26 protein-coding genes are annotated in these 25258 nt (G+C 47.3%); 13 read left to right on the top strand and 13 right to left on the bottom strand.

What is annotated here, in order from left to right; translation table 11 throughout:
• The first annotated feature begins 57 nt into the window (after positions 1-57).
• Positions 58-429: a hypothetical protein gene (locus M0415_RS11485; protein ID WP_249553538.1), complete on the top strand. Its 372-nt coding sequence runs from the start codon at positions 58-60 to the stop codon at positions 427-429.
• Between the two features lie 67 nt (positions 430-496).
• Here the strand turns inward: M0415_RS11485 and M0415_RS11480 are convergent, their stop codons facing one another.
• Complete coding sequence (locus M0415_RS11480) at positions 497-1852, bottom strand: flavohemoglobin expression-modulating QEGLA motif protein (RefSeq protein WP_011715741.1); 1356 nt, start codon at positions 1850-1852, stop codon at positions 497-499.
• Between the two features lie 280 nt (positions 1853-2132).
• Here M0415_RS11480 and M0415_RS11475 point away from each other — a divergent pair, with 280 nt between their 5' ends.
• Positions 2133-3095, top strand: coding sequence for a PDC sensor domain-containing protein (locus tag M0415_RS11475; protein ID WP_011715742.1), 963 nt, complete (start codon positions 2133-2135; stop codon positions 3093-3095).
• A gap of 103 nt (positions 3096-3198) precedes the next feature.
• Here the strand turns inward: M0415_RS11475 and M0415_RS11470 are convergent, their stop codons facing one another.
• Positions 3199-3375 (bottom strand): PA3496 family putative envelope integrity protein, encoded by a 177-nt coding sequence (locus M0415_RS11470; protein WP_011070882.1) that lies wholly within the window; start codon positions 3373-3375, stop codon positions 3199-3201.
• A 315-nt stretch (positions 3376-3690) separates the two neighbouring features.
• On the opposite strand from M0415_RS11470, the gene M0415_RS11465 reads away from it, so the two are divergent.
• The 4 genes from M0415_RS11465 to rimK all read left to right on the top strand — a co-directional run bounded on the left by M0415_RS11465 (position 3691) and on the right by rimK (position 9081).
• A complete protein-coding gene (locus tag M0415_RS11465; protein ID WP_249556571.1) occupies positions 3691-5850 on the top strand; it encodes a CHASE domain-containing sensor histidine kinase in 2160 nt (719 codons plus the stop codon).
• Positions 5847-6281, top strand: coding sequence for a response regulator (locus tag M0415_RS11460; protein WP_249553540.1), 435 nt, complete (start codon positions 5847-5849; stop codon positions 6279-6281). The genes M0415_RS11465 and M0415_RS11460 overlap by 4 nt, the downstream gene beginning before the upstream one ends.
• A 9-nt stretch (positions 6282-6290) precedes the next feature.
• Positions 6291-8009, top strand: coding sequence for a putative bifunctional diguanylate cyclase/phosphodiesterase (locus M0415_RS11455; protein WP_249553542.1), 1719 nt, complete (start codon positions 6291-6293; stop codon positions 8007-8009).
• 166 nt (positions 8010-8175) lie between these two features.
• Positions 8176-9081, top strand: coding sequence for a 30S ribosomal protein S6--L-glutamate ligase (gene rimK, locus M0415_RS11450; protein WP_011715746.1), 906 nt, complete (start codon positions 8176-8178; stop codon positions 9079-9081).
• Between the two features lie 62 nt (positions 9082-9143).
• Here the strand turns inward: rimK and M0415_RS11445 are convergent, their stop codons facing one another.
• The 4 genes from M0415_RS11445 to M0415_RS11430 form a co-directional block, all read right to left on the bottom strand.
• Positions 9144-9836, bottom strand: coding sequence for a TorF family putative porin (locus tag M0415_RS11445; RefSeq protein ID WP_249553544.1), 693 nt, complete (start codon positions 9834-9836; stop codon positions 9144-9146).
• Positions 9837-10125: 289 nt separating this feature from the next.
• Positions 10126-10398: an HU family DNA-binding protein gene (locus M0415_RS11440; RefSeq protein ID WP_011715748.1), complete on the bottom strand. Its 273-nt coding sequence runs from the start codon at positions 10396-10398 to the stop codon at positions 10126-10128.
• 146 nt (positions 10399-10544) lie between these two features.
• Entirely contained in the window at positions 10545-11342 is a 798-nt protein-coding gene (locus M0415_RS11435) for a response regulator (protein WP_220057237.1), read from the bottom strand.
• Between the two features lie 74 nt (positions 11343-11416).
• Positions 11417-11800: a hypothetical protein gene (locus M0415_RS11430; protein ID WP_249553546.1), complete on the bottom strand. Its 384-nt coding sequence runs from the start codon at positions 11798-11800 to the stop codon at positions 11417-11419.
• A gap of 124 nt (positions 11801-11924) precedes the next feature.
• Here M0415_RS11430 and M0415_RS11425 point away from each other — a divergent pair, with 124 nt between their 5' ends.
• The gene (locus M0415_RS11425) at positions 11925-12434 is read left to right on the top strand and encodes a DUF4240 domain-containing protein (protein WP_249553548.1); all 510 of its coding nucleotides are present in this window, start codon (positions 11925-11927) and stop codon (positions 12432-12434) included.
• Positions 12435-12440: 6 nt separating this feature from the next.
• Here the strand turns inward: M0415_RS11425 and M0415_RS11420 are convergent, their stop codons facing one another.
• The gene (locus M0415_RS11420) at positions 12441-12755 is read right to left on the bottom strand and encodes a hypothetical protein (protein ID WP_249553550.1); all 315 of its coding nucleotides are present in this window, start codon (positions 12753-12755) and stop codon (positions 12441-12443) included.
• 149 nt (positions 12756-12904) lie between these two features.
• Positions 12905-13213, bottom strand: coding sequence for a hypothetical protein (locus M0415_RS11415; protein ID WP_011715752.1), 309 nt, complete (start codon positions 13211-13213; stop codon positions 12905-12907).
• 272 nt (positions 13214-13485) lie between these two features.
• Here M0415_RS11415 and M0415_RS11410 point away from each other — a divergent pair, with 272 nt between their 5' ends.
• The gene (locus tag M0415_RS11410) at positions 13486-14010 is read left to right on the top strand and encodes a DUF3016 domain-containing protein (protein ID WP_088211816.1); all 525 of its coding nucleotides are present in this window, start codon (positions 13486-13488) and stop codon (positions 14008-14010) included.
• 15 nt (positions 14011-14025) lie between these two features.
• On the opposite strand, the gene M0415_RS11405 is transcribed toward M0415_RS11410, so the two are convergent.
• Both M0415_RS11405 and M0415_RS11400 read right to left on the bottom strand, forming a co-directional pair.
• Positions 14026-15780, bottom strand: coding sequence for a GGDEF domain-containing protein (locus M0415_RS11405; RefSeq protein ID WP_249553552.1), 1755 nt, complete (start codon positions 15778-15780; stop codon positions 14026-14028).
• A 138-nt stretch (positions 15781-15918) separates the two neighbouring features.
• Positions 15919-16227, bottom strand: a complete 309-nt coding sequence (locus M0415_RS11400) for a prephenate dehydrogenase (protein WP_249553554.1) — start codon at positions 16225-16227, stop codon at positions 15919-15921.
• Positions 16228-16275: 48 nt separating this feature from the next.
• Between M0415_RS11400 and M0415_RS11395 the strand changes: the two genes are divergently transcribed.
• Positions 16276-17172, top strand: a complete 897-nt coding sequence (locus M0415_RS11395; protein WP_249553556.1) for a TraB/GumN family protein — start codon at positions 16276-16278, stop codon at positions 17170-17172.
• A gap of 130 nt (positions 17173-17302) precedes the next feature.
• Here M0415_RS11395 and M0415_RS11390 read toward each other — a convergent pair whose 3' ends face one another.
• Entirely contained in the window at positions 17303-18091 is a 789-nt protein-coding gene (locus tag M0415_RS11390) for a methyltransferase domain-containing protein (RefSeq protein WP_249553558.1), read from the bottom strand.
• A 397-nt stretch (positions 18092-18488) separates the two neighbouring features.
• Here M0415_RS11390 and M0415_RS11385 point away from each other — a divergent pair, with 397 nt between their 5' ends.
• Positions 18489-19319, top strand: coding sequence for a MaoC/PaaZ C-terminal domain-containing protein (locus tag M0415_RS11385; protein ID WP_249556572.1), 831 nt, complete (start codon positions 18489-18491; stop codon positions 19317-19319).
• Positions 19320-19372: 53 nt separating this feature from the next.
• Here M0415_RS11385 and M0415_RS11380 read toward each other — a convergent pair whose 3' ends face one another.
• On the bottom strand, positions 19373-20263 hold the full coding sequence (locus M0415_RS11380) for an aldo/keto reductase (protein ID WP_249553560.1): 891 nt from the start codon (positions 20261-20263) through the stop codon (positions 19373-19375).
• 241 nt (positions 20264-20504) lie between these two features.
• Here M0415_RS11380 and M0415_RS11375 point away from each other — a divergent pair, with 241 nt between their 5' ends.
• The gene (locus tag M0415_RS11375; protein WP_249553562.1) at positions 20505-22217 is read left to right on the top strand and encodes a formate--tetrahydrofolate ligase; all 1713 of its coding nucleotides are present in this window, start codon (positions 20505-20507) and stop codon (positions 22215-22217) included.
• Between the two features lie 79 nt (positions 22218-22296).
• Here the strand turns inward: M0415_RS11375 and M0415_RS11370 are convergent, their stop codons facing one another.
• The gene (locus M0415_RS11370; protein ID WP_249553564.1) at positions 22297-23949 is read right to left on the bottom strand and encodes a mechanosensitive ion channel family protein; all 1653 of its coding nucleotides are present in this window, start codon (positions 23947-23949) and stop codon (positions 22297-22299) included.
• 221 nt (positions 23950-24170) lie between these two features.
• On the opposite strand from M0415_RS11370, the gene M0415_RS11365 reads away from it, so the two are divergent.
• Together M0415_RS11365 and M0415_RS11360 are read left to right on the top strand one after the other, a co-directional pair.
• Complete coding sequence (locus M0415_RS11365) at positions 24171-24500, top strand: hypothetical protein (protein ID WP_088211808.1); 330 nt, start codon at positions 24171-24173, stop codon at positions 24498-24500.
• A 461-nt stretch (positions 24501-24961) separates the two neighbouring features.
• Positions 24962-25252, top strand: coding sequence for an ABC-type zinc uptake system zinc chaperone (locus M0415_RS11360; protein ID WP_249553566.1), 291 nt, complete (start codon positions 24962-24964; stop codon positions 25250-25252).
• Positions 25253-25258 lie beyond the last annotated feature (6 nt).

Below are 25258 nucleotides of genomic sequence, written 5' to 3'. Positions count from 1 at the left end.
CCTTTAAACACTCTTACTCATGGCTATCGTATCAGACAGGCTCAATGGAATGAAATAATGATAAATCGAAAAAGCTATTTGCTCGTATGTATTCTTTTGCTTGGTGGATGTAGTGGGGCTACGTTTAGAACCAATGTCGGATCTGTGGCGTTAAATAATGCGATTGCAGGTACGGTGGAAGTGTACACAATGGCGGAATTATCGCGACATAAATACGTAGGATTGGGCGAGGTGTCAGCAACCTATTGTAAAAGCGATATCGACCCAACGGTAAAAGTTGATATTGATGATTTGAAAAAGGATTTAAAGCTTCAGGTGCAGAAGTTAGGTGGCAATGCGATTATTTTCTACGAGTGTGGCAAGGGGATTTATCCTGCTTGCCAGCAGTATTTAGAGTGTAATGGCGAAGGGTTCGAAATCAAAAACTAAGCGTTAAAAACTCAGTCTTAACATTGAAGGCTCACATTGTTTGTGAGCCTTCAATGTTAATGGGATTTTAATCTGAGTTATTATCAAATTCAGTGTCGTCGAGTAACTCGAGGCTTGGGTCGATACTGGGCACGTCTTTAAATAAGCGGGTGAAGTGACGTTGCACTCCTTTCAGATCGATTCCTGCTAATCCTGAGGCGAAACCAAACCAGGCATACAAGCCGCTGAAGTTGTCGAACATCGGCGGTAAATACTTAGGTGGTGTAAGAATCCCTTCTTGGCAAGCTTGATAGAGTACAGGGATATCTTCGATGGCGAGCTTGCCTAAAAACAGCATAGGGATCAGTTCGGGTAAACCCGATGTGATGGCGCTGCGAATAAAGTTGATGTTTTCGACATAACCACGCACATAGGAAATGTCTTTGGTAAAAAAGCTGCCACCTTCGACCATGCCGCCACGAAACACCCTTTGCGTGACCCGATAACTGTCCTTAGCGCTAAGATTTAATTCCCTAAAATAGTTGAATACTTCAATAAAGTTCGCCCCCTTTTCCGCCATATCTACCGCAGCGACACGGTCGCTAATCCGGCGGGCACGACCTGGGTTTGAACTCAGGGTGAGCATTTCGAGTAACACGGCAAGCCCTTCTTGGGTGGCTGCGACACGGGGAGACCCGACGCTAAGCCAAGTAGCATGGGGCTGAGCACGGCCATTGAGGGTAGTGCCCACATGCACCCAGCCTTCATGGACTTCGTACACATTGAGATCTGACTCGCTGAACATGGCCTTGCTGTTGAGTTTGACCGTATCGCCACCCACTGCGGCATCGGACACAATCCCGTCACTCAAGCGCACCCGCATATCATCACTGTGGAAGTACTTTTCCAATCGCTGGCTCAGCACATTCACGGCTTCGGGGGCGCTAATGATTTTGGGATGATGCTTATTCATATGCCTTGCGGCGGGCAGGGAGAAGATATAGCTGAGTTTATCGCCCAATTGGCGTAGGGTGTGGCGATCGCCATGTAGTCTGTGGCTGGCGCTGCCGTAGAGTTCTTGGCTCAGCTGACCAAAGACGGGTGTTCCTCGATGGCCCAGCATATCGACAACCAGGCGATATTGATCGACGTTAGCAACTAAGATCTTACCCAGCTTGTCTTTTTTACCTAAACGGCGATGGATTTCTTGTTTTAGGTCAAGCAGCTCGGCTTGAGTTTTAACGGGATCGAAGGGCAAGGCAATTTTTTGATAAAAATCTTGGCTAATCGCTGGCAGAACCGTGCCTTTACTGGAGAGAAAACGCTCTTCCATTTCCCGTGGCCATTTGATGGCATCTAAAATTTTAATCGGCGTTTGGATGCGGATAAGCTCATCGGAAAGGCGGCGTAAATCTTCTTGATACTGGGCTAACGACTCTGACATTCCCGTAATCCTGTTGCGACTTGGATGATAAAAATTAGCTTAATCATAGCGGTAAAGCCGCTGCATTTATAGGTTTCTCCCTTCAAGCAATTGAATATTGTCGATTAAATTACTGACAAGTTATCGGTTTAATGAATCATTTTGGTGCAATGCGGCTTATTTTGGCGCGAGACTGCGCGGGCTTAATCTCATAACTCACTGTTAAACATTAACTTATTTTGCTGGCATCAAAGCTGCTTTGCGTGTGTGAGCAATCGGATAACGTCGATGGGAGAGAATTATGGCTGCAATGAGCTATTTGAGTGTGATTGAGCGTTATCACGAGTATGAGGCCACAGTGCATGAGCTGATGGAGTCTATTTTAACGGGCATTGCCGATGCGGACTTATTTCACCAACCAAAAGTCGATATCAAGGCCATGAAAGGCATTGCGGGCAGTTATCCCTTTGTCGAGCTAATGTATTTGCTCGATACCCAAGGGGTGCAAATTAGCCAAAATATCGCAGTGGTCGATCAGCAGATCAAGTTAGTGCCCCTTGGAGGTAATCGCGATCGTAGTCAGCGGCCCTATTTTACCAATAGGGATGAGTCTGATGGGGTTAATATCACTCGCCCTTATTTATCCAATGCCAGCGGGAACTTATGTTTATCGGCCTCCTTAGCGATTGTGCAGCAGGAGCAAAAGCTGGGCTATCTAGTCGTCGATGTGGATTTGACGCGAATGATTGAATTTATGATGGGCGACAGTGCTCGTCGGCGGGTCACGCCAGCCTTTAAAGCCGTGTATGGCGTGATAGTCGCGGGACTTTTTGTGCTGGTGATGGTGCTACTATGGACAGCGCTCAGGGATATTTATGGGTTATTTGTGGTGGAGCAAGTCGGGCAAGACCCATTGCAACCCTTTGGGATCATTATCTTTATGACCTTAGCATTAGCGATCTTCGACCTCGGGAAAACAATTCTTGAGGAAGAAGTATTAATGCATAAGGATATTTTTCGTCATAGCTCCACCCGCCGAACCATCACTCGCTTTGTATCAACGATTTTGATCGCCATTTCAATTGAGGCCTTATTGACCATGTTTAAGGCGTCACTGGGGGAGAAACAATATATCGAGCCGGCGATTTGGATGATGCTTGCTGTAGTGGGTTTATTAGTTGGATTAGGGGCTTATGTGTATCTTGGGGCAAAAGCGGAATGGCTACTGATCAAAACTCAAGCCTATAAGAGTGGCAAAAAGTAATATCAAAATAATAGTAAATTGTACACCCAGCCCTAGGAGCTGGGTGAGGCTTTTAGAAAAGCGCAGGTTTTGAGTAACCTAACGCCTTAAGGGAACGGGAAGCTTAGAATAAGTCGTCATCTCCTAATGCACGTCTTAACTCGGCGCGTTCGAGGTAATCTTCTAAGCGTTTCTTGATCTCACGCTTATGTTGCATTGCCTCGGCTGCTTTGCTGTTTCTTGGGGTGGTCATTGCCTCAATTTCAGTATCGTTGGGCACGACTTCAGTAATATGAGCCATAACGAATTCCTCATTGTTGTTCCTAACGCCTTTCTATCTAAAAAGAGTGTGGCAGAAAAGCAAAAAATTTTACGACTGAACGTAAAATTTTCTTCCCGTAAAGCGGGGTATTGACCCTGTAAGCTTGTCATATTGTCACGCTATTTTGGTGCTCATTCAGCAACCGCTTAATTTTGTGATTTAGCGCATAACTCATTATTTTTATTTTCTAAGTTAATTCCTACTTAAATAGTAGGATAGACTTGAATTTGCCTAAAACACCAACAACACTTGGATCAGTGTTTGATCTTCTTCAATGCTAGGGATTTAGCGGGTATGGACAAGGATAGTTTCCCTGATTCTTTCAACTTCAACAGCTCTAAAAGCTTTTATGCCAGTGTGATCAGCTCCAGTTGGTTGATGTTACTCGCCGCCGTCTTTTTTATGGGACTCTCTTGGTATGTGCTTGAAGAATATTTACGAGATCGGGGTGAAGAGCGTTTTAACAATAATGTTCAAGATCTTATTGGTGCCGTCAGCAGTCGTATGACTGCCTATGAGCAGGTATTGCGCGGTGGCGTAGGACTATTTCTCGCCTCGGATGGGGTGACTCGCCGTGAATGGCAACTCTATGTTTCTAATGCTCGTTTATCCGAATATTACCCTGGAATTCAAGGCTTAGGCTTTGCGCAACTCTTAACGCCTGCAACAGTGGAAACCTTTACTCAAGAAGTGCAAGAGGAAGGATTCGATGATTATAGAGTGACCCCTGTTGGGGACAGAGATCTCTATTGTGCGATTAAGTACTTAGAGCCATTTGACTGGCGCAATCAACGGGCATTTGGCTTCGATATGTGCTCCGAATCAACCCGCAGGGCTGCCATCTTACACGCCATTGCCACAGGGCTCCCCACCGCATCGGGTAAGGTCACCTTAGTACAAGAAACCCCAGACGATGCTCAGGCCGGTATTTTAATGTATGTCCCGTTATACCACGGTCAGCCGATGACGGAGGAAGAACGTAAGCACCAGGCCATCGGCGTGGTGTACGCCCCATTCCGTATGAATGATCTGATGCAAGGCATTATGGGGAAACGTTTTTCGGGATTAAAACTGGCGATTTACGATGGTATGGAGGCCAACAACGAGAGCCTGATGTTTAGCAGCCATAAAGCCTTGCCCTCTACAAATGATGTGTTTTATCAATCCCAGCTAGAAACCATGGAAGGTCAAGTCTGGCGTTTAGAGGTGTCCTCTGAATCACGCTTTATCTCAAGCGCGGAACAAACCCAAAGTGTGTGGCTTCAGGTGATTGGGAGTGCGTTTATCTTAGCCTTGTTTTACTCGGTGCTGACGATGGCGCGAAATCGTTATCAAGAGTCGAGGTTAACCGCAGAGTTAATTGCCAATGAAAAACGCTTCCGCCTCGTGATTGAAGCTTCACCTAGCGCGCTCTTTATGGTGGATAGAAAAGGAATTATCACCTTAGTCAATACCCATGCCGAACGCCTCTTTGGTTACGCACGGGATGAGTTACTCGGGCGTTCAATCAATATGTTATTACCCGAGGGGTTAAGGGAAATACATCAGCGGCATATGGGCAGTTATCTGGCTCAGCCGATTGCGAAAAACATGTCACTACGAGACGACTTGTTCGGTTGTTGCAAAGATGGGACTCGCTTGGCGATTGAAGTGGGGCTGACCCCCATTCACTTCAGTAATGGCGTGTCGATATTGGCAACGATAAACAATGTGTCGGAGCGTAAACGGATCGAAGCGCAAAGGATTGAGCATACAGCTGAACTTGAGCGCATCAACAAGGAACTCGACCAGTTTGCTTATATCGCTTCCCACGATCTTAAGTCGCCACTGCGGGGCATTGAACAGCTAACGAGTTGGTTAAGTGAAGATTTGTCGGAGAACATGGACGAAAACGTCCAAAAATACTTAGGGTTAATCCAAAGTCGTATCCAACGTATGGTGTTGCTACTCGATGGTTTGCTGATGTTTTCGCGTATTGGGCGAGTCGATGCGGAGATTGTTGATGTTGATTCACGGCAACTGATTGAGGATATGTTCGCCTTAGTCGCACCGCCGCAGGGCTTTTCCCTAGAGCTCGAAGGAAATTTCCCACAATTTAAAACCGTAAAAACTCTGCTCGAATTAGTGATAAGGAATTTATTCAGTAATGCGATTAAACACCATGATCAGGCTGAAGGTGTGATTAAAGTGGTGTGTGGTGCCTCCAACACCCATTACTGGTTTAGTGTCATCGATGATGGTCCGGGCATATCCACTAAATACCATGGCAAGGTATTTGAGATGTTCCAAACGCTTAGGCCGAGGGATGAAGTGGAGGGGAGCGGTTTAGGTTTGTCGCTAGTCAAAAAGACAGTAGAAAGTCTTGGTGGAAAAATTCAACTAGAATCAGAGGGACGCGGTTGTTGTTTTCGATTTAGCTGGCCGATGCGCATAGTCAACAAGGAGGGGATATGAGCAGCACCAATAACTATAAACAAGTGACTATTTTATTGGTCGATGACGATGATGTGGATTATATGGCGGTGCAGCGGGCGATGAAGCAACTGAGATTGCTCAACCCCTTAGTACGAGCACGAGATGGCCTAGAAGCATTAAGTATTTTGACCCACAGCAAAGCGATAAAAGGTTCCTACCTTATTTTGCTCGATCTTAATATGCCCAGAATGAATGGGTTTGAATTCCTAGAACATATTCGCTCCGACCCAACCCTGTCTTCCTCCGTGGTATTTATGCTCACGACTTCGAGTACCGATGAGGATCGGATGAAGGCTTATAGTCACCATGTCGCAGGCTATATGGTGAAAACGGATATTAAGGATGGTTTCAACAACATTTTCAATATGTTGGAAGGCTACTGGCGCATAGTGGAGCTTCCAACCGTATAGGGTGTGTATATGGATTTACTACTGATCGATGATGATGAAGTCGATAGAACTGCGATTATTCGGGCACTGCGACAGTCCAAATTAGCTTTCAATGTGGTTGAGGCTAATTGTGCTTTCGATGGCCTTAACTTGGCTCTTGAAAGGCATTTCGACGGTATTTTGTTGGATTATCTATTACCTGATGCCAATGGTTTAGAGGTGCTGATCAAACTCAATTCGATGACTCAAGACCAAACTGTGGTGGTGATGCTGAGTCGTTATGAGGATGAGAAACTGGCGCAGCGCTGTATCGAGCTGGGCGCGCAGGATTTTCTGTTAAAAGATGAAGTCAATTCACGGATCTTAAGCCGTGCGATTCGTTACGCCAAACAACGTTCCTCCATGGTCTTAGCCCTAAGAAATAGCCATCAAAAACTCAAAGAGTTGGCTGAGCATGATTCTCTAACCAAATTAGTGAATCGCTACGGGTTTGAACTGTGTTTGAACCGCGCTATAGCAAGGGCAAAACGCAGCAATGACTTTCTCGCCGTTATCTTGCTCGATCTAGATGATTTTAAAGCAATTAACGATACTTTAGGTCATCAAACTGGCGATATCTTACTCGTCAAAGTCGCCTCGCGATTAAGTTCAGTACTGCGAGATGGTGATGTGATCGCCCGCTTAGGTGGCGATGAGTTTGTGGTACTCGTGACCGACAATGACTACAAATATTTCCCTATGATAGTCGCCAATCGCCTGCTTAAGGCCTTTGAGGAGGTTTTCTGCCTGGGTGAAAACGATGTGATGATTGGCGCCAGTATCGGCGTGGCTTTTTATAATGAGGCCGCCTCCGATAGCTCTGAGTTGATGAAATGCGCCGATATTGCCATGTATCGCGCCAAAAAAATGGGGCGCAACCAAATTCAGTTTTATTCTGAGGCCTTAGATAAAGAAGTCCGTTACCGTAATCATATCGAGTCCAGCTTGCGCATGGCGCTAAAGCAGAATGAATTCAAGGTTTATTATCAGGCACAAGTAGATTCTCAAACCCATCAAATGATAGGGATGGAGGCGTTAATCCGTTGGCTGCATCCGCAAGATGGTTTGATTGCACCGGATCAATTCCTATCTATTGCAGAGGAAATTGGTCTGATGGAAGAAATCGGTGACTGGGTGCTTATCGAAGCCTGTCGTCAAGCGCAGGAATGGCTCACGCAGCTAACCCCCGTTGGACATAGCTTTACCACTGCGGTGAATCTGTCGGCGTCGCAAATTGGACACATTGATCTATATGAAAAAATTGTCCATGCCCTCGAGGTGACCGGATTAGATGCGAAAGCGCTAGAGCTTGAGATTACCGAAAACAGCTTAATTGAAGAACCCCATGAACATGCCAAGGTGCTCGATAGAATTGCGCAACTTGGAGTGCGATTCGCACTCGATGACTTCGGTACAGGCTTTTCATCCCTAGAACATATAAAACTCTTTCCAATCAGTGTATTAAAAATTGATAAGAGCTTTATTGCCTCCTACGATAAGGATGACAAAGATACGCGGTTACTCGCGGCATTACTCAATTTCGCCTATGGTTTTAACGTGACATCGGTTGCCGAAGGCATTGAAACGGCTGAACAAGCCGAGTTTTGCACCGCACGAAATTGCAATGTGCTCCAAGGGTATTTATTTTCGCGGCCCTTAGAAGCGAGCGAATTTGAGGCCAAGTACATTACTCCACTACTTACAAAATAATGACCCTAAATTGTGAAGATTATCTTACGTTTGGCTAAGGCTGAGGTTTTCGTCTGGTGAGGAATATTTTCTTGCTTTACACTCAGCAATAGACAAATATCAGCGCCCCTTTCTGATGCAGTGTGCACAGAGCTTCAATCACAGTGTTTAATTTGGTCATTTGGCAATGAAAATAGGTATCTTATCCCAGTTCCCTGAGTTGTATTCCACCCGACGCCTAGTGGCGGCCTGCGAGAGCCGTGGTCATGAGGCTGTGGTTATTAATACCTTGAATTGCTACATGAATATCAACTCCATCAAGCCGAGCATTCATTACCAAGGCCAAGAATTAACGGGGTTCGATGCCATTATCCCGCGCATTCACGCCAGCGTGACCTTTTATGGCTGCGCGGTAGTGCGCCAGTTCGAAATGATGGGGGTATTTGCCGCCAATGACTCTATTTCAATCGCGCGTTCACGGGACAAGTTACGCGCGCTGCAATTGCTTTCTCGCAAAGGTATTGGCATGCCTATTACTGGATTTGCCAATAAACCCAATGATATTCCCGATTTGATTAACATGGTGGGCGGCGCGCCCTTAGTGATTAAGTTGCTGGAAGGCACACAAGGGATTGGCGTGGTGTTGGCCGAGACCAAAACCGCCGCCGAGAGCGTGATCGAAGCCTTTTTAGGGCTGAAAGCCAATATTATGGTGCAGGAATATATTAAGGAGTCCAACGGCAGCGATATTCGCTGTTTTGTGGTCGGCGATAAAGTGGTGGCTTCGATGAAGCGCCAAGGGCCTGAGGGAGATTTTCGCTCTAACCTGCACTTAGGTGGCTGTGGTGAGAAAGTGAAAATCACCCCTGCGGAGCGCAAGATGGCGGTCGCTGCAGTGAAAGCCATGGGCTTAGTGGTGGCAGGGGTCGATATTTTACGTTCGAATCGCGGTCCCTTGATCCTTGAGGTGAACTCGGCGCCCGGTATTGAAGGGATTGAACAGACCACGGGGATCTCGGTCACTGAACCCATCGTAGAGTACATTGAGAAGATGGTATCGGCACGTAAATCGAATCGTGCCGTGATTGCCTAATAAAAAACGCCGCGATTATTGCGGCGTTTTTGTTTTACTAGCGCTTAATTTAGTGCTTAATCTTATAAATCAAAGCCGTAGGAATAGCCTAAAACTACCTTGGCATCATCACCCTGCAGATCTGTATCTGACACCATAAATGACACGGTTCCCATGCTGGTATCGGCACTCAGAGTAACGTTGTAATCTGCGTAGTTATCTTCGCCAAACCAAGATTCAACCACATCGCCACTGGAGTAGCCGTAGTGCAAAGACAGGCTGAGTTTATCCGTCAGCGGGAAAGATGCTGTGGCCGCAAGGTAACTCATATCCTTGTTATCTAATGGCTCGGCTGCGACATCATCACCCGCATTGATCACCTGTGAGTAACTGAGTTCAAACCATTTCCAGGTGATAGCGCCGTGCAGTTCACCAAAATCGATGCTGCCTTCGGCATCGGGATAAGCGTAGTAGAGGTAACCAATATCGTAGCTGAGGTCTTCGGTGATGTTGCCGCCGTAGCCTGCGTAGAGATCCAACTCATAGCTGGTATCGTCGCCAAAGTCGACATTGGATGCCCAAGTGCCGGCATAGAATCCGGAGTCATGGCTGTAGTCTATGCCTCCTTGGATAGCGACCGCATCATTGGTTTGAGTGACCCCGCGCCATAGATAGTTAGACGTGCCGCCAATATTGCCGGACACCGCCGCCAAGGCGTTGGTGGTTAGTAACAATCCCGTCGATAATGCCAAAACGCTGTACAGTGATTTTCTCATTCTCATCCCCTCGATTGACTTATTTATCGATTCACTCATGTCACCACCGAGCGGGTGACATTGGTGCATCATGGTTTTTTCTGATAAGGGAATTGCTAATCACATGCCATTATTTGAACATCATTAAAAACAAATGGTTACAAAAGCGTTGTTAATAAAATGTTTTAAAATGATCAAAAATGGAGCGGTGTGCGCACTGTATTTGTGCAAAAAATCATCTTTCATGCTTTTCGCAGGGCAAAAAAAACGCCCCACAAAGGAGGCGTTTTATAGAATGATGTCGAGCGAATTAGTTCACACTATCACGCAAGGTTTTACCCGCTTTAAACTTAGGCACAGTGGCTTCAGCGATCTGGATTTCTTTACCTGTCTGTGGGTTACGGCCAGTACGAGCTGCGCGAGTCGTGGTTTCAAAAGAGCCAAATCCAACGATAGAGATCTTGTCACCGTTTTTCATTGATTCAGTAATAGCTGCTTCGAAAGATTTCAATGCACGTGCTGCTTCAGCTTTAGTGATATCGGCATTTTCTGCAATCTTGGCAATAAGTTCAGTTTTGTTCATCTTTATTGTCTCTTCTTTCCGTAGATTTATTAAGTCAGCGTGCCTAACATGCCACAAGGTTTAGCCGTTGGAAAGCCCTTTGCTGCGGGCTTGTGTCCTATAAGTAACAAAAATGCAGAATATTTGCCCCGTTCGTGACTTAGGTTTTATTCTTCGAGCAGCTGATATAGGAGCTGCTTCACCAATTTGGGTTCGAAGGGTTTATCACACAGTGCATTGACGCCCGCCTGCGAGACGTTGCTCAAGTGAGCATCATTTGCCTCGGAAGACACCATGAGGATAGGCACATGGGATTGCTGGCTTTCATTACGGATAAATTGGGTGAGTGCCAGACCATCGACACTGGGCATATTGTAATCGGTAATGATCAGGTCAAACATATTATTACGCATTAACTCAATGGCTTGAGCGCCGTCTTCCGCTTCGGTGATCTGCTTGATCCCAAGGTTGCCAATGGTACGTTTAATCACATTGCGGGCCATGCGGCTGTCATCAACCACGAGCACACGCACGTCATGCACATCGAAGTGGCTGAGGTCGAGCTCATCATGGCTGAGTAAATCGATAGTTGCATTCAACGCCTTGCCTAAGTGTTCGGCATTAAAGGGCTTTGGCAGAATCGCGACCACGCCAGACTGACGGAAAATCTCCAATTGCTCGCGGCGGCATTCGCTCGAAACCAACATAAATTGAATGTCTTTGTATTCACTGTTGGTGCGCAGGTAGCTTAAAAACTCGGTCGCGGTGCCATCTTCAAAATACATGGCGCTGGCGATGAGATCCGGTTTGTGACGGGCTATCAGTTCTTTCGCTTGAGCCAAATCAGCCGCATTTTGAATGCTGATAATGCCTTCTTGCTGTAAGCGCTTGATGATAATCCGGCGCTGGGTTTCCGATGGCTCAACAATGAGAATCGAGAGTTCGCTGGGCGATAAATGAGTCATAGTGGCTGGCTTTATCAGGTCTTTTAGGGAGCCGTTAACTTAGGCTATAAACAAGGGCTTAGCAATAAACACGCTTATGCTTTTACCTTTGCAGTTAAATAATTATGGCTGACGCGGGAAAAGGCTATCCAATACTGCAGAGATAACAGGGCGATGATGCTTAAGACTAAGGGCAACATAGGGATGTTGTGGCCTTCAACCACCACTTTGACGTCCTGCGGGGTAATTTGATAGGCGATAATCGCTGTAATCCCCAGTGCAGACAGGCCTAAGGTTTGTAATCCAATATAAATTTTCAGCACTAAGCTAGACCAAGGCGCCTGAGTGAGTATGCCAAACAAAACAGGCAAAACACCTAAGCTAAAGAGATCGAACGAACCAGTAGCAACGGCACGCAGTAGCGCGACTACGGCAAAGAGGGTGTAAAGGGCAATCAGTAGAATAAGGCGTTTAGGCATTGACTTGGGTTTATTGGTTATTTTAAGTGGAGCAAGTGTAGGAAAAGCCCCGAACTGAGTCCAGCATAACCGTATTATCATGTAGAATACGCCTTTGCTTGGGCATTCAATATTAGGTTAAGTGATGACAGAAGTAGAATTTTGGGACTTAGTGACCCGCAGTGAGCCAGCGCAATCCCAGGAGTCTTTAGCGCAGGCATTAAAGCAAAAGTTGGCAGAGCTGAGTGACGACGAGCTAAAAGCCTTCGATAAGCTGTTTGGCCAACAGATGCGCCGAAGCTACTTATGGTCGGTATGGGGAGCGGCTTATATCATCACGGGCTGTGATTCCGATTATGCCTTTGCTGAGTTTCGCGCGTTTCTGATCTCACTTGGGCAGGTCCGTTATGAGGCGGTGATTGCCAATCCTGACACTTTGGCGCAGTTATCAGCATGGCCTGAGAAAGACGGCTACGCCTATCCTTTTATCGAAGATTACGACTTGATCGCGGGTCAACTATTTGAAGACAGAACGGGTAAGGAGTTGCCTTTTATGCCTTCGGGTAAGGCGACACCTGCGGGTAAAAAATTTAGCACTAAGCCCAAAGATTTAAAGCAGCAATATCCTGAGCTTAGTGCGCGTTTTCCGTTTTAATTTGGCTTACGAGCGTAAGCAGGCATTGCGGCTGATATCGAAGGTCATGCCGTAGCGAGGGCAAGTTTGGCGCATCAGTTGATGCTCTTGCTCCGCTAATTCGCGGCTAAAGTCTTGGTCGAGCTGCTCAGTCATGCGCTCTTCTGCCTGCTGTTGTGACTGAGCCAGTTTATCAAAGTGCGATTTCACCACTTGCTGCTGCGCAGCGCTGAGGGTGGTGGCATGGCTAGGTAAACTGATGAGTGTGCCTAGGGTGAGCAGTGTCAGTAAGGCAAGCTTTGCCATCATAGGTTGTTGTAGCTTTGCGGTTGTTAGTTTCATAGAACACTCCAAATTTAAATTACCGATAATCGGTTAGTCTTTAAATCGTCGTTTGGCTTTCATCGTGCATCCATGACAAACAAAACCAAAGGTATTGCTGAGAAATTAAGCATACTGGAGGGATCTTGAACCTTGGCTGAACCGCTATCTTACTGCTCGTTTCGCATCTCTTGGCATTGAAAACCCTGTTTACGGGAATCGAAGCCGCACTTTAGACCACACTCCCAAGGCACATTATCGTAAAAGGAAGATTGCTCCTTGGCATAGTCACGACAGGCTTCATAACTGTCGAAATTATCCATTTTCTTATACTTCCCAGAATCATAACCATGGGTATAAATAAAGGATGACCAGGTTTCGGGGCGCGTGTCTTTCTCTCCCGAAGAGATAAACCAAATGGCGCTGGCAAAGCATGTAAAGAGGATTAACACAAACACGGGTACAACGGGGAATTTCATTTTTGAGTCGTGGTCATAAAAGATTGAGCGAAGGATAATACTTTTTTAAGTAAGATGCGCGTTAAATGATCACAAATTAATAACTTTGCACTCGTTTGGTGCGTTAAGATACAAAAAGATACGGATTGATAGCGATTAGCTTAAATTATTTACTAATCTATACAAAAGCTTACTTAGTCTATGCTGTCATAAATACGATTTTGCATTAAGCTGAAGTTCAGGTTAGATTTTGTACGGTATATGGCAGAAACAATGAGGCCTAGGAGGCAAAGATGAAAGTTCAGTTCCTATTACTCGCCAGTGTGTTGAGTTGCAGTGCTGTATGGGCCGCAGACGAGGCGAAAACCGATCCTGTGACAGAAGATGGGGTGGTTAAGATTGTTTGGCAAAACCCAAAAGATTTCCGTGATATTAAGTCATCGGGCGAAATTCAGTCCCGTTATGAACAGCGTTTATTCGATACTTTAACTACGAATATCAATAAAGAAGCGGCAAAAGTCTTAAAACCGAATCAAAAGTTAGAGCTGACGGTGACCGATGTCGACCTCGCCGGGGATATGCGCCCAACCTTTGGGGCAACCGCCGATGATTTACGGGTGATCAAAGAGATCTATCCGCCGCGTATGACTTTTAGTTATCAAGTACTTGAAAATGACAAAGTGATCATCGCCGGGGATGAAAAGCTCTCCGATATGGGTTTTATGACGGGTATTCAGCCGTTAAATGACAAACCATTTAACTATGAAACCAAAATGCTAAGTGATTGGTTAAAAAAGACCGTTGCACCGAAACTCTAGGCTGATTAAACCAGCTTAAGCACTCAATGCTTGGGGGCTCATGTCTCTTTCTTCTAACAGGCAAAATCCGTTACTCGCGGATTTTGCCTGTTTTTTTGCCTTGGCACTTAAGGTCGATAAGCTATGTTCATTGCAGTTATAGGTATGGGCGGGAGTAAGGACGCCGACACACAGGCTGATTAACTTGTGATAACAGGCTTGTCCTTGCCTGTCATCGGCGAGCATTTCTTGGGCTTGCCAATGCTCTGCACTATAAAAGAGCGACTTGTTGGCCTCAAACTCGGTCAATATCCGTTGGCAGCGCTCGATGAGTTGCTCGCAGGTGCTGATCACCACAAAGTCATCGCCACCGACATGGCCGATAAAACAGTTGTCCGTCTTGTATTTCACTAACAGATTGGCTACCTCACAGATCACCTCATCGCCGCGGCAGAAACCGTAAATATCGTTGTAAGGCTTGAACTGACAGAGATCAAAATAGGCCAAGTAGAAGGGCTTTTGTTGGTTTCTGAGGCGTTTGAGTTCTTCCTGAATGGGCACATTACCGGGTAAATCCGTTAACGGATTGGCATGCCTTGCCATCTTGATCCTGTGCTCGGTGATCCGCTGTAGCAAATCTTTGGTGTGACCAATGCCAAGCAATTTGCCCCGACGCAGAATGATAAATTGCTGGGCTACAGTATTGGCGCTCTCCGAGGTCAGTAATTGACTCACAATCGACAGGGGCTCGTTGGCTTCAATCTGCAACACTTGCGGGTCCATCACTTCACTGACGGCGTGGTTTTCATGCAGGGCTCGGCCATAGGGCGTGCTAAAGAGCTCCAGCAAAGTCGCTCTGCTAATAATCCCCAGCGGCAGTTGATCTTGCACCACAACCACGGCCTGTAAGGCGGGTTGAGAGCTAAAGGTATCGCTTAGGTGCTTAAGCTTGAGTGTCGGCACCACTGTAATGGCGCTGGTGCAGAGACTTTCGGCGGATTCACTGTATCTGGGCTGAACTTGGGTATTATTCGGCACTAAGATCGCTTTCATCACGCGGCTCGGCAGCGCCTCCGGGCGTCCGAGTAAATAGCCTTGGCAATAAACTATGCCTAGCTGTTTGAGTACGGCGAGTTCCTCTTGGGTTTCAATCCCTTCGGCAATCACTTTGCAGGTGAGGCTTTGACACAGTTCGACAATCGAGCGCACAAATTCTTGTTTCACCGGGGTTGAATCAATTTGGTGGATAAAGTGGCGATCGATTTTCACATAGTCGGGCGATAACTCAGACCAGAGCCGTAAACCCGAATAACCTGCACCCAAGTCATCAATAGCCGTCATAAAGCCTTGGCTGCGATAGTGATTCAGGCAAGATTTCAGTAAGTCGATATCGTCGGCGGGATATTGCTCCGATAACTCAATTACCACCTGTGACGGTGAAATTCCTAACTGCTGTAGCAGTTGCAGCGTCATGCCCTTTGGATGAGTGGGATCGAGTAGGGCCTTAGGGGAAATATTGATAAACAAACGGCCTTGGAACTGGCGCAGTTTGAATTGCTCCAGTGAAATGCGGCGGCAGAGTGTCTCGAGTTCGCTCAGTTTGCCCTGATGTTCCGCGGTTTTAAACAGCGGAATGGGTGAGTATAGCGGGCTATGCTCCGGCCCACGACTCAGGGCTTCAAATCCGTGGATCTTGTGTTCCAAGATATTGAAAATGGGCTGAAAAAGTGGGCTGATAGCCCCCTTTGCGATAATCTTATCAAGCTCTTTTGCCAGATCTAAACTCGTCATTACTTCAGTCCCCACGACAATGTTTGCGGAGTCTATGACTTAGAAATGACAAAATGATGACAATTTTGTTTGCTGAAAATCCGTGTACTGGAAATGAGAGCAAACGCTGAAATTGATGATATTTCAGCGTTTATTGAATTAGCTCTGCTTTTTGAAGGCGTGCAGGGTTTTGAGAAGGGTGGCCAGTTGGCGCACTAAGGTTTCCAGTGCGGCGGGATCTAGGCTGCTCTGTTGTTGCAGCTTAGTGAGGTCGTCCACCAATTCTTGCACATAGGGCAAAAAGCGGTTGCTCGACACCATAAAGCCCTGTTCGGCGGTGAAGATGCTAGTGAATTTCCCATGGCCCGCTTTTTTCAATTCATCTAACTTAGCGTCAGCGTCTATGGCTTGGCGATAGGCGATTTGAAGATTTTCTTTCAGTTGCTCTATAACCTTAGTGTGTGGCATAACAGCGTCTCATTGCAAAATTTGCAGGAATTATAAGGGGCAAAGGATATGGCAACAAGTCGGTGGCGACTATTACTGGCGCTGTGCGGCGTCGCAATGTTTACCAGTGGGTCGAGTTGGGCGGCACAGACGGATAAACCGCCGTTTTATCAGGTGCAATGGCAGGGGAAATCCGCTTACCTGTTGGGCTCGATTCATATTGGCCGTGCCGATTTTTATCCGATGCCGGCGCAAGTGGAAGCGGCATTTACCAAGTCCAAGGGATTGGTGGTTGAAATCGATACCAATAAAATCGACAGTCGTGCCCTATTGCAAAAGTATGGTATGGCGACTAATGCACAGGGGCTCGATTGGCAGAGCCGGGACAAACAAACGATAGAGGTGATGCGTCACTATTGTGAAGACAAAGCCAGCCTATGCCAGTCGATTCAAGCCTTTGCGCCTTGGTTGCAGGCATCTCAACTTAATCTATTACGTTACAATGGCTTAGGTTTTAGCACCGACTATGGTGTCGATATGCAGCTGCTTGGCCGTGCGGGTAAGCCTGTGTATCAGCTAGAGACGGCTGAGTCGCAGTTCCAATTACTGTCCTCCTTCGATAGCCAGGCCCAGTGGTCTATGGTGCGCGAAGCCATTAATGCCTCAGATGCCGAACTACTCTCACTGGTTGAGGCGTGGCGCTCCGGTGATGAAACAGCGTTGGATACTTTGATGCAGGAGCAGCTTGGCGGGGAGGGCGACACCCTGATGCTGGATAAAATTCTCTGGCAGCGCAATAAAGTCATGGCCGATGGCATGATGAGATTAATGACCGCAAAAGCCGCCAGTGAACCGCTATTTGTGGTGGTGGGCGCCGGCCATGTGGTAGGTGATAAAAGCGTGGTGCAACTGCTTAAACAGAAGGGCGTAACCGTAACCGCCTGTTGGCGTGAGCAATGTGACTGATATCGTTGTGTAACGGATGATTGGGGTTGGCACTCTGGATTTGAACGCACTTAGTGCACAGAACTAGGGTCGAATCATCTGGTGATGAAACAATAAAGGACGCCTTGGCGTCCTTTATTGTTTCGCGACATTAGTTGGATGCATCTAGAGTTGCGGCGCTTTGCCCCAGAAAATGCACATATCGGCCGAGCGAAATATAGGGCTCGCGTTGGGAATATTCGAGCTCCATCGTCAGCAGCTTTTGATAGTCAAAATCCGCAGGCTGATGTTTCTTCAAATAGTCGTGAATGACTCGCACGCCCGACTCGCGCAGCAGATCCATGTTCCATTCGGCAAACCATTGTTTAACATCATGAATATAAAGCGGGTGCGTCGGCGTGAGGCGCACCTTCTTCTTCACCTTAAGATCGGCGGCAACATAGTCGAAATTACCTGACACTAATGCATGGAAACGCATCGCCTCTTTATTGTAAAACATCAGCGAAAACAGCCCATTAGGCTTAAGTATGGTCAGCAAGCCTTCCATGGTGGTTTTCGCATCGGCGAGCCATTCGACTACGGCATGGCAGAGGATAAGATCGAACTTGCCATGTACCTCGACCGAGAGGGCCTGAATCGGCGCGTGCACTAAACGGATAGCCAATGGCGTGTCGCTAGCATCGATTTGTGTTTTCGCTTGGGCAAGCATTTCAGCGGAAATATCGCACAGCACCACTTCATGGCCCAGACGTGCCAGCTTTTGGCTGAAATAACCAAAGCCGCCGCCCGCATCTAAAATCCGCAGTTTTTTATCGCCAAATTGCGCCAAGGCGGGAGCGAGATCGCGCCATAACACGGCGGCACGGATTTCACCTTTAGGGGTGCCATAAATGTTCTTCGCGAACTTTTGCGCGAGTTTATCGAAATTCTTATCTTGCACGGGTTAACTAAGTTAAAGACTGGGGGCGATAGTGTGGCACAGGCGTAATATTTTCGCACTCGCAGTGTGGATAAGGCAAAGTCATGCAGAGCCATGTTTTTATAATGTATTGATTTTTAATGGGATAAAAAATCACAGTAAAGTGGGGGATATCCAGAACTCTATCCGCTGGGGTATAATCTCGCCGTTTTCGATAAACCTGACTCTTTAGCTGTCCATTCGGTGAGTCAGCATCAGCCCTTTTTAGACACAGTTTTGCCTGTTTTACACTCGTGAGCTTTTTGATTTTTCAGATGTTATGCATCTGTACGGGGTATTTCTGGTTATTCGTGCGTAGGGATAGTTAATTAAAAGGTACTCAGACTTGAATAATGCATATTGTGTTGAATTGAACGCGATGCCCTCGCTGTTTTCTCTTTATCGCAAGATTTTCTTTGGTCGTAAACCCGGTTGGGATCAACAGCCCTTACCTTATATCAAGGTGTCGGCGCCCAATGTGCAAGTGTCCGAGGCCAAAGTTAGCCAATATGCCCAAGTGTGTGGCTTTGATTTCAACGGTAAAATATTACCGCCAACCTATTTGTATGTGATGGCATTTCGCCTGCACGCGGTGATTTTTACCCACGATGGTATTACCTTCCCGCTGCTGGGGATGATCCATTTAAAGAACCGTATTCAAGTCTATCGTCCGACGACAGTCGATGAAGTGTTCTCCCTCGAATGCGCGTTAACTACCTGCCGTGAAACCGATTCAGGCTTAGAGTTTGAATTTGTCTCTAAGGCCTTTGTGGGCGAAGAGCTGGTGTGGGAATCGCTGTCGACTTACCTCTATCGTATCGAGACCGCTGGCCGCCGCGTTCGTCCACCTAAGGCGCTCGAGATGGCTTGGGACTCGCCCCAATCTTGGGAGTTAAGTGAAGATTTAGGCCGCCGTTATGCCAAAGCATCAGGCGACTATAACCTGATCCACCTGCATCCCGTGCTGTCGAAACGTTTTGGTTTTGACCGTGTGTTAGCCCACGGTATGTGGTCTAAAGCGCGCTGCCTAGCGGAATTAATGCCTGAGATTGGTGAGCGCCCCTTCGTAGTCGATGTGGCATTTAAGTTACCGCTGCTGATGCCCGCCGAAGTGGGATTTGGTTACGAAAAATCACAAGACAAGTGGGTATTTGAGCTACGCGACAGTAAAGGTCGCAGACCGCACCTCAGTGGTGAAGTACAACTTTAAGCATGATGAAAACGGCGCCTTAGGCGCCGTTTTTGTTGGTGTTGTTTACAGTGCTAAGGCACGCTGTGTCCGGTTGATGCTTGCCAGATACTAAACCATTGCTGTCTGTCTAGGGTCTGTGACTGCGCGGCCACCGCCGTTTTTATCCTCGCGATATTGCCACTGCCGATAATCGGTACGGGCCGACTCGGTAACATCCGCACCCAGGCATAAATCACTTGGCTGATATCTTGGGCGCCAATCTCATCGGCGATGATTGCTAAGGTTTGTTGCAGGCGAATGGCCTGCGGATGGTTATTGTCAAAGATCTTACCGGCGCCCAAACACGACCAAGCCATAGGCCGAATGCGCAGCTCCTGACATAAATCGAGAGTACCATCGTGCAAACTCGCCATTGTTAGCGGTGAGATTTCGATTTGATTGGTTACTAAGGGGTCAGTTAATCTCGACTGCAATAATGAAAACTGCGCGTTGGTGAAGTTAGATACGCCAAAGTATCGTACCTTGCCGGCTTGTTTTAAGTCAGCAAAGGCGTCGGCCACTTGCTCGGCGTCCATTAAAGGATCGGGTCTGTGGAGCAGCAGCAGATCTAAATAATCGGTTTTCAGCTGCTTTAGTGATTGCTCAACACTGGCAATAATATGCGCCTTGGAGGTGTCGTAATGGTTTACATAGCGCTCGGGACGACAATCGAAGGCGGGCTTAATGCCGCATTTGCTCACCAATTGCATCTGCTGCCTTAAGCTGGGTTTTAGCGCTAACGCCTCGCCGAACAAGGTTTCGCACTGGTATTGGCCGTAAATATCGGCGTGATCCATAGTGGTCACACCTAGGTCGAGATATTGTTCTATCAGGTTAAGCCGCTCGGTAGGTGATATTTGCCAACTGTGCATTCGCCAAAAGCCGGCAACAAACTCTGAAAAACTAAAAGGGGATCCGCTCATGTTGTTTCTCTTTTGGGAATCTGTATTTTGTAGGGGAAAGGACCCGAGTCGATTTATTTGATGCAGATTAAGGAATCGCTCATTAACCCTTTCGATGGCTATATATCTTAAAGCTAATCACCTAATATCCGCCATATTCAATCAGCCGTTGCTGATACTTACCGATTTTGCATACCTATTTTGTATTCCCAGCTTGCATGCCTAGCGTGGATACCAAAATACCCAAGGGAGAGATGACCCCATGCTAACCGATATGGATATTTCGCGCCGCGCGCACCTAAAAGATATTGCCGCGCTTGGCGTCGAATTTGGGTTATTACCCGATGAGATGCAGCTATTTGGCACGACCAAAGCCAAGGTCGATTTGCGTGTGCAGCAGCGTTTAGTTGAGCAGCAACAGGGTAAACTGATCATTGTCACCGCCGTGACGCCAACGCCCCACGGCGAAGGCAAAACCGTCACCACCATTGGTTTAACCCAATCCCTCAAAGCGCTAGGTAACAAGGTGTGCGCCTGTATTCGCCAGCCCAGTATGGGCCCGGTATTTGGAGTGAAAGGCGGCGCCGCTGGTGGTGGTTACGCCCAAGTGGTGCCCATGCAGGAGCTGAATCTGCATTTAACGGGTGACATTCATGCTGTCAGCAGTGCCCATAATCTGGGCGCGGCGGCGATAGCCTCTCGGCTGTACCATGAAACGCGGTTAGGCAAGGCCGAATTTGAGCAGCAGTCCGGGCAGAATTACCTAGATATAGCGCCTAACGGCATCCGCTGGCACCGAGTGCTCGATCATAACGATCGCTGTTTACGTGAGATTGAAGTCGGGCTGGGTGAAAATAATGGTCCCGCTTACACCTCTGGCTTTGATATTACGGCCGCCTCTGAGTTAATGGCTATTCTGGCGCTCAGCCGTAATCTGGCAGATATGCGCGCGCGTATTGGCAAGCTCGTGCTGGCAGTAAATCGCCAAGGTGCGGCTATTAGCGCGGAAGACCTTGGAGTTGCCGGCGCGATGACGGCGATCATGGCGGATGCGGTAAAACCTACCTTGATGCAGACTTTAAACGGTGCGCCTTGTCTTATCCACGCAGGGCCCTTTGCCAATATCGCCCACGGTAACTCGTCGGTGATTGCCGATGATATCGCCTTAAAATTGGCCGATTTTGTAGTGACGGAAGGCGGTTTTGGCTCCGATATGGGGTTTGAGAAGTTTTGTAATATCAAGGCGCGCCAGTCGGGGTTAACTCCAAGCGCCGCGGTATTAGTCACCACCTTAAAGGCGCTGAAGGCCAATAGCGGCTTAACTTCAGATGCAGATATCAATGCGCCCGACCAAGCCCGTCTCGAGGCGGGATTTGCCAATTTAAACTGGCATATCAACAATGTGGCGCGTTACGGCATTCCCGTTGTGGTGGCCATCAATCGCTTTGCAACCGATACGGATGCCGAGCTTAATTGGTTAATGGAAGCCGTTGCGGGCACTGCTGCCTTTGGCTGCGAACTTAGCGAGGCGTTCAGCCAAGGTGAAGCGGGGGCGTTGGTCTTGGCGCAAACCGTCATGCGCGCCTGTGAGCAGCCAAACGAATTTACTCTGCTATATCCCGATGACATGGCGCTTGAGGCGAAATTATCGACCTTGGCCGAAGTCGGCTATGGCGCTGCTGGGGTGAGTTTATCCGAGGCGGCTAAGCTGCAATTACAGGAACTCAGTGTCCTCGGTTACGCCCATTTACCCGTTTGTATGGCGAAAACACCCTTATCCATTAGCCATGACCCGCAACTTAAAGGCGTGCCGCAAGGTTTTACCGTGCCTGTGCGCGAGTTAGTGTTAAATGCGGGGGCAGGATTTATTACCGCGCTGGTTGGGAATGTGATGACTATGCCTGGGCTTGGATTAGTTCCCGGCTATTTAAAGATTGATATCGCCGCCGATGGCGAGATTATTGGCCTAGGTTAACCTGTTAATAGTTTGAATATAATGAAAAAGGCGCAATCTAGGATTGCGCCTTTTGTTTCGTTTTCGCGTTGGCTATGCGTTATTTATTGGTTTGGTAAATATGCACATCGCGCTGCGGGAAAGGAATGCTAATGCCCTCGGCATCGAAGCGCATTTTCACTTCGCGGGTAATATCCCAATATACATCCCAATAATCTTCGGGTTTGGCCCAAGGACGGACGATAAAGTCGACCGAGGATTCCCCTAACACATGCAGTCTAATGGTTGGTGCAGGGATTTTTTGCACCTTAGGATGCGCCTCAACAATCGACTTGAGCACGGCTTCGGCCTGCTCAATATTGTCGCCATAGCCAATGCCGAAGGTCATGTCGACGCGGCGTTGGTGCTCGGCTGTAATATTGTTAATGGTATCGCCCCAAATCTTATTGTTTGGAATGATAAGCCTTTGATTATCTAGCGTTTTAATTGTGGTGGAAACTAGGCTCATATGGCTTACGCGCCCCGTAACACCTGCGGCGTTAATCAGATCGCCCACATCGTAGGGGCGATAGATCAAAATCATCATGCCCGAAGCAAAGTTCGAGAGTGAATCCTGCAGGGCGAAACCGATAATCACACCGGCGATACCAAAGCCTGCCAATAACGGGCCTAACTCTATGCCAAGCTGGGACAGGGCAATCAGCACGCCGATAGTAAAGACCGCTTTGCCCGAGAGCGAGGTAAAGAAATCTTGCAGTAACTTACTGAAATTTAACTTAGAGTTACTGACGGTATTACGGACAATCTTCTTCGCCAGCTTGCCCGCAAGGCTTGCGACAAACAGGATCAGACAGAAGATAAATAACTTAAAGACTAAGGTGGGGCCATGGTTAATGGCCTGCTCTTTAGCGGTATGTAGCCATTGCTCGACTAAGCTTGAGGCCACATCGATGCTTAAGACATCCTGGGTGATATCACCTGAGATACTGAACAGGGTCTTTTTCAGTGAGGCGGTGTTTTGCTCTAGCGCATCGAGTAAGTCGATATCTATGCTAAGGCTCTGGCTGTTGAGCGCCAATCTGTCCTTCAGTTGCATAACGCGACTGGTTTGCGCTGCAGTCACGTCTTTACCCGCATTGGTGGCAGCGTTGACTGCATTTTGTAACTGTTGCTGAGTGAAGGTAACAAAACTATCGAAGTTATCGGCGCGGCCTAAGAGGATTTGGGTCAGCTCGTTTTTTTGCGCTGCGACATCTTCGCCCATTTGGCTGAGCCAGTTTAAGGTCTCCAGTCGTTGCTTGTAGTTATTGTCCTTATCGAGCTCGCGCTTTGAGATCTCGAGCAGGGTCGACTCATCATCCGCCGTGCCGAGTTTGTGGGACAACTTGGTCACATTATCATTGAAGTAGTCGTTGATTTTTTCATTAAACTTAAGCTGCTCTTGCACCAATGCCAACATAAAGGCTTTGTCGTAGTTACCATCTTCGAGCAGTAATTTAATTTTATTGCGTAACTGTAAGGTCTTATTTTGAATGCGATATTCAACAATCGTACGCAATTCACCCTGGGACTGAGCTAAGCGCGCAATATCTTCTTTAATGGCTGCCTGTAATGTTGTGAGCTCAACTTGAGCTTCATTCGGGATTGGCGCAGTTTGCGTGGCGGCGACTGGTTCTGCATCCGTCGCGAAAACTTCGGTACTCAATAGCAGGGGAAAGCTTAGGGCAAGTATTAATATGAGTGAGCGGCGCATAGGCGTTATCTTCAATAAAAATAGGTAGGTACATAATAGGAGGTGCGCGAAACACTGTAAAATCGCAACAGCATAAAATGCTGCTTGAGTACAAAAATTGTGCGCTGCTTGGCAGCTTTAAGCTCTTGAGGGAGGTTTTGAAACTTGAGGGCTAATTAGTTCGACTGAATGGGATGAGGATCTGATAAACTTAGCGCCCCATAGTTAGGAATGTACCGTAAATGCTGTGCTCCCATTGCCATCAGTCAATTAAAATTGCTCAAATTACCCAACAGCGTGGCAAAGGTTTTCACGCTCAAGTGCAATGTCCCCATTGTTCAGCATGGCTGGGGCATAACCCTAAATTATTGAAGCTAAAACTTTTTGGCTTTTATGCGAGTGTAGCTACAGGCCTATACAGCTACTTCGATGCTTCGACCCGGCATTTTTTGATCCCTGTGATGATCTTCTGTGTGATGTTGCTGCTGGTAAGCCATTTTATGGATCAATTGCAAACGATTGAGGCACCAGAGAAAGAAGACGATAGCGATCAACGGCAAAAGTATCGCTAGAGGCGAGGGGATTGGATTAACCGAGTGGAGCCGCGCAGGTTTTATCGCACAGGCTCAACTTGGTTTAGACTAGAGCTTGGCTATTGAACAACCTGTTCTTGACTCTCTAATGAGTGTTCTACGTAATAAATACCACCCAAAATTACTGCGCCGAAAATCACTATCCCTAAGATTAATCCTAAGTTTTCACGAAAAAATGCTAGCATTTTGGTTGCCTTTTGCTGGATTGAATGGATTCTAGATTGAGCGGGTATCACACCGAGCACATCATAGTTTTACTGACTTAAGCTAATCTTAAATAACTCTTTTTGCCAACTTGAGCCGGTTTTTTGTTGTGCGTTTTTCATCCTAAAGTTGCAATGGTAAATATCTTGTAACGCATTGGGCGCCTATTACCTTATTGCAACTTGCTAGTGGCCTGACTTAAACTTGTGCCACTTTTTTACTATGGGGACGACTGAGTGAGACTGCACAGTCACATAAGACGCACAATTTCGATATGGCTTGCCGCCGTATTGGTGTTGCTGTCTTTTGTTGCCTCAGCCCATAGTGTGACCCACCTTGATGATGGGGCAAAGACGCACTGTACCCTGTGCTTCCATCAACATCAGCTGAATAAAATTCTGCTCACCCAGCCGCTTAAGCTTGATTTAGCGATACAGCGATTCGATGTTTGTGAGTTTGTCTTACCCATTACCTTCTCTAAACACGTCAGTGTTTACCTAAGCCGCGCGCCGCCAGTTCTCCGTTAAATCAAC

The sequence above is a fragment of the Shewanella sp. 10B genome (genome assembly GCF_023475885.1).
GTDB lineage: Bacteria > Pseudomonadota > Gammaproteobacteria > Enterobacterales > Shewanellaceae > Shewanella > Shewanella mangrovisoli.
The sequence above is the reverse complement of the archived record's forward strand: the minus strand, read 5'-3'. Positions and strand labels throughout refer to the sequence as shown.

Bases quoted from the DNA above. Each gene is read 5' to 3' on its own strand.
- M0415_RS11485 (WP_249553538.1), top strand. From the start codon at position 58: ATGATAAATCGAAAAAGCTATTTGCTCGTATGTATTCTTTTGCTTGGT.
- M0415_RS11480 (WP_011715741.1), bottom strand. From the start codon at position 1,852: ATGTCAGAGTCGTTAGCCCAGTATCAAGAAGATTTACGCCGCCTTTCC.
- M0415_RS11475 (WP_011715742.1), top strand. From the start codon at position 2,133: ATGGCTGCAATGAGCTATTTGAGTGTGATTGAGCGTTATCACGAGTAT.
- M0415_RS11470 (WP_011070882.1), bottom strand. From the start codon at position 3,375: ATGGCTCATATTACTGAAGTCGTGCCCAACGATACTGAAATTGAGGCA.
- M0415_RS11465 (WP_249556571.1), top strand. From the start codon at position 3,691: ATGGACAAGGATAGTTTCCCTGATTCTTTCAACTTCAACAGCTCTAAA.
- M0415_RS11460 (WP_249553540.1), top strand. From the start codon at position 5,847: ATGAGCAGCACCAATAACTATAAACAAGTGACTATTTTATTGGTCGAT.
- M0415_RS11455 (WP_249553542.1), top strand. From the start codon at position 6,291: ATGGATTTACTACTGATCGATGATGATGAAGTCGATAGAACTGCGATT.
- rimK (WP_011715746.1), top strand. From the start codon at position 8,176: ATGAAAATAGGTATCTTATCCCAGTTCCCTGAGTTGTATTCCACCCGA.
- M0415_RS11445 (WP_249553544.1), bottom strand. From the start codon at position 9,836: ATGAGAAAATCACTGTACAGCGTTTTGGCATTATCGACGGGATTGTTA.
- M0415_RS11440 (WP_011715748.1), bottom strand. From the start codon at position 10,398: ATGAACAAAACTGAACTTATTGCCAAGATTGCAGAAAATGCCGATATC.
- M0415_RS11435 (WP_220057237.1), bottom strand. From the start codon at position 11,342: ATGACTCATTTATCGCCCAGCGAACTCTCGATTCTCATTGTTGAGCCA.
- M0415_RS11430 (WP_249553546.1), bottom strand. From the start codon at position 11,800: ATGCCTAAACGCCTTATTCTACTGATTGCCCTTTACACCCTCTTTGCC.
- M0415_RS11425 (WP_249553548.1), top strand. From the start codon at position 11,925: ATGACAGAAGTAGAATTTTGGGACTTAGTGACCCGCAGTGAGCCAGCG.
- M0415_RS11420 (WP_249553550.1), bottom strand. From the start codon at position 12,755: ATGAAACTAACAACCGCAAAGCTACAACAACCTATGATGGCAAAGCTT.
- M0415_RS11415 (WP_011715752.1), bottom strand. From the start codon at position 13,213: ATGAAATTCCCCGTTGTACCCGTGTTTGTGTTAATCCTCTTTACATGC.
- M0415_RS11410 (WP_088211816.1), top strand. From the start codon at position 13,486: ATGAAAGTTCAGTTCCTATTACTCGCCAGTGTGTTGAGTTGCAGTGCT.
- M0415_RS11405 (WP_249553552.1), bottom strand. From the start codon at position 15,780: ATGACGAGTTTAGATCTGGCAAAAGAGCTTGATAAGATTATCGCAAAG.
- M0415_RS11400 (WP_249553554.1), bottom strand. From the start codon at position 16,227: ATGCCACACACTAAGGTTATAGAGCAACTGAAAGAAAATCTTCAAATC.
- M0415_RS11395 (WP_249553556.1), top strand. From the start codon at position 16,276: ATGGCAACAAGTCGGTGGCGACTATTACTGGCGCTGTGCGGCGTCGCA.
- M0415_RS11385 (WP_249556572.1), top strand. From the start codon at position 18,489: ATGCCCTCGCTGTTTTCTCTTTATCGCAAGATTTTCTTTGGTCGTAAA.
- M0415_RS11380 (WP_249553560.1), bottom strand. From the start codon at position 20,263: ATGAGCGGATCCCCTTTTAGTTTTTCAGAGTTTGTTGCCGGCTTTTGG.
- M0415_RS11375 (WP_249553562.1), top strand. From the start codon at position 20,505: ATGCTAACCGATATGGATATTTCGCGCCGCGCGCACCTAAAAGATATT.
- M0415_RS11370 (WP_249553564.1), bottom strand. From the start codon at position 23,949: ATGCGCCGCTCACTCATATTAATACTTGCCCTAAGCTTTCCCCTGCTA.
- M0415_RS11365 (WP_088211808.1), top strand. From the start codon at position 24,171: ATGCTGTGCTCCCATTGCCATCAGTCAATTAAAATTGCTCAAATTACC.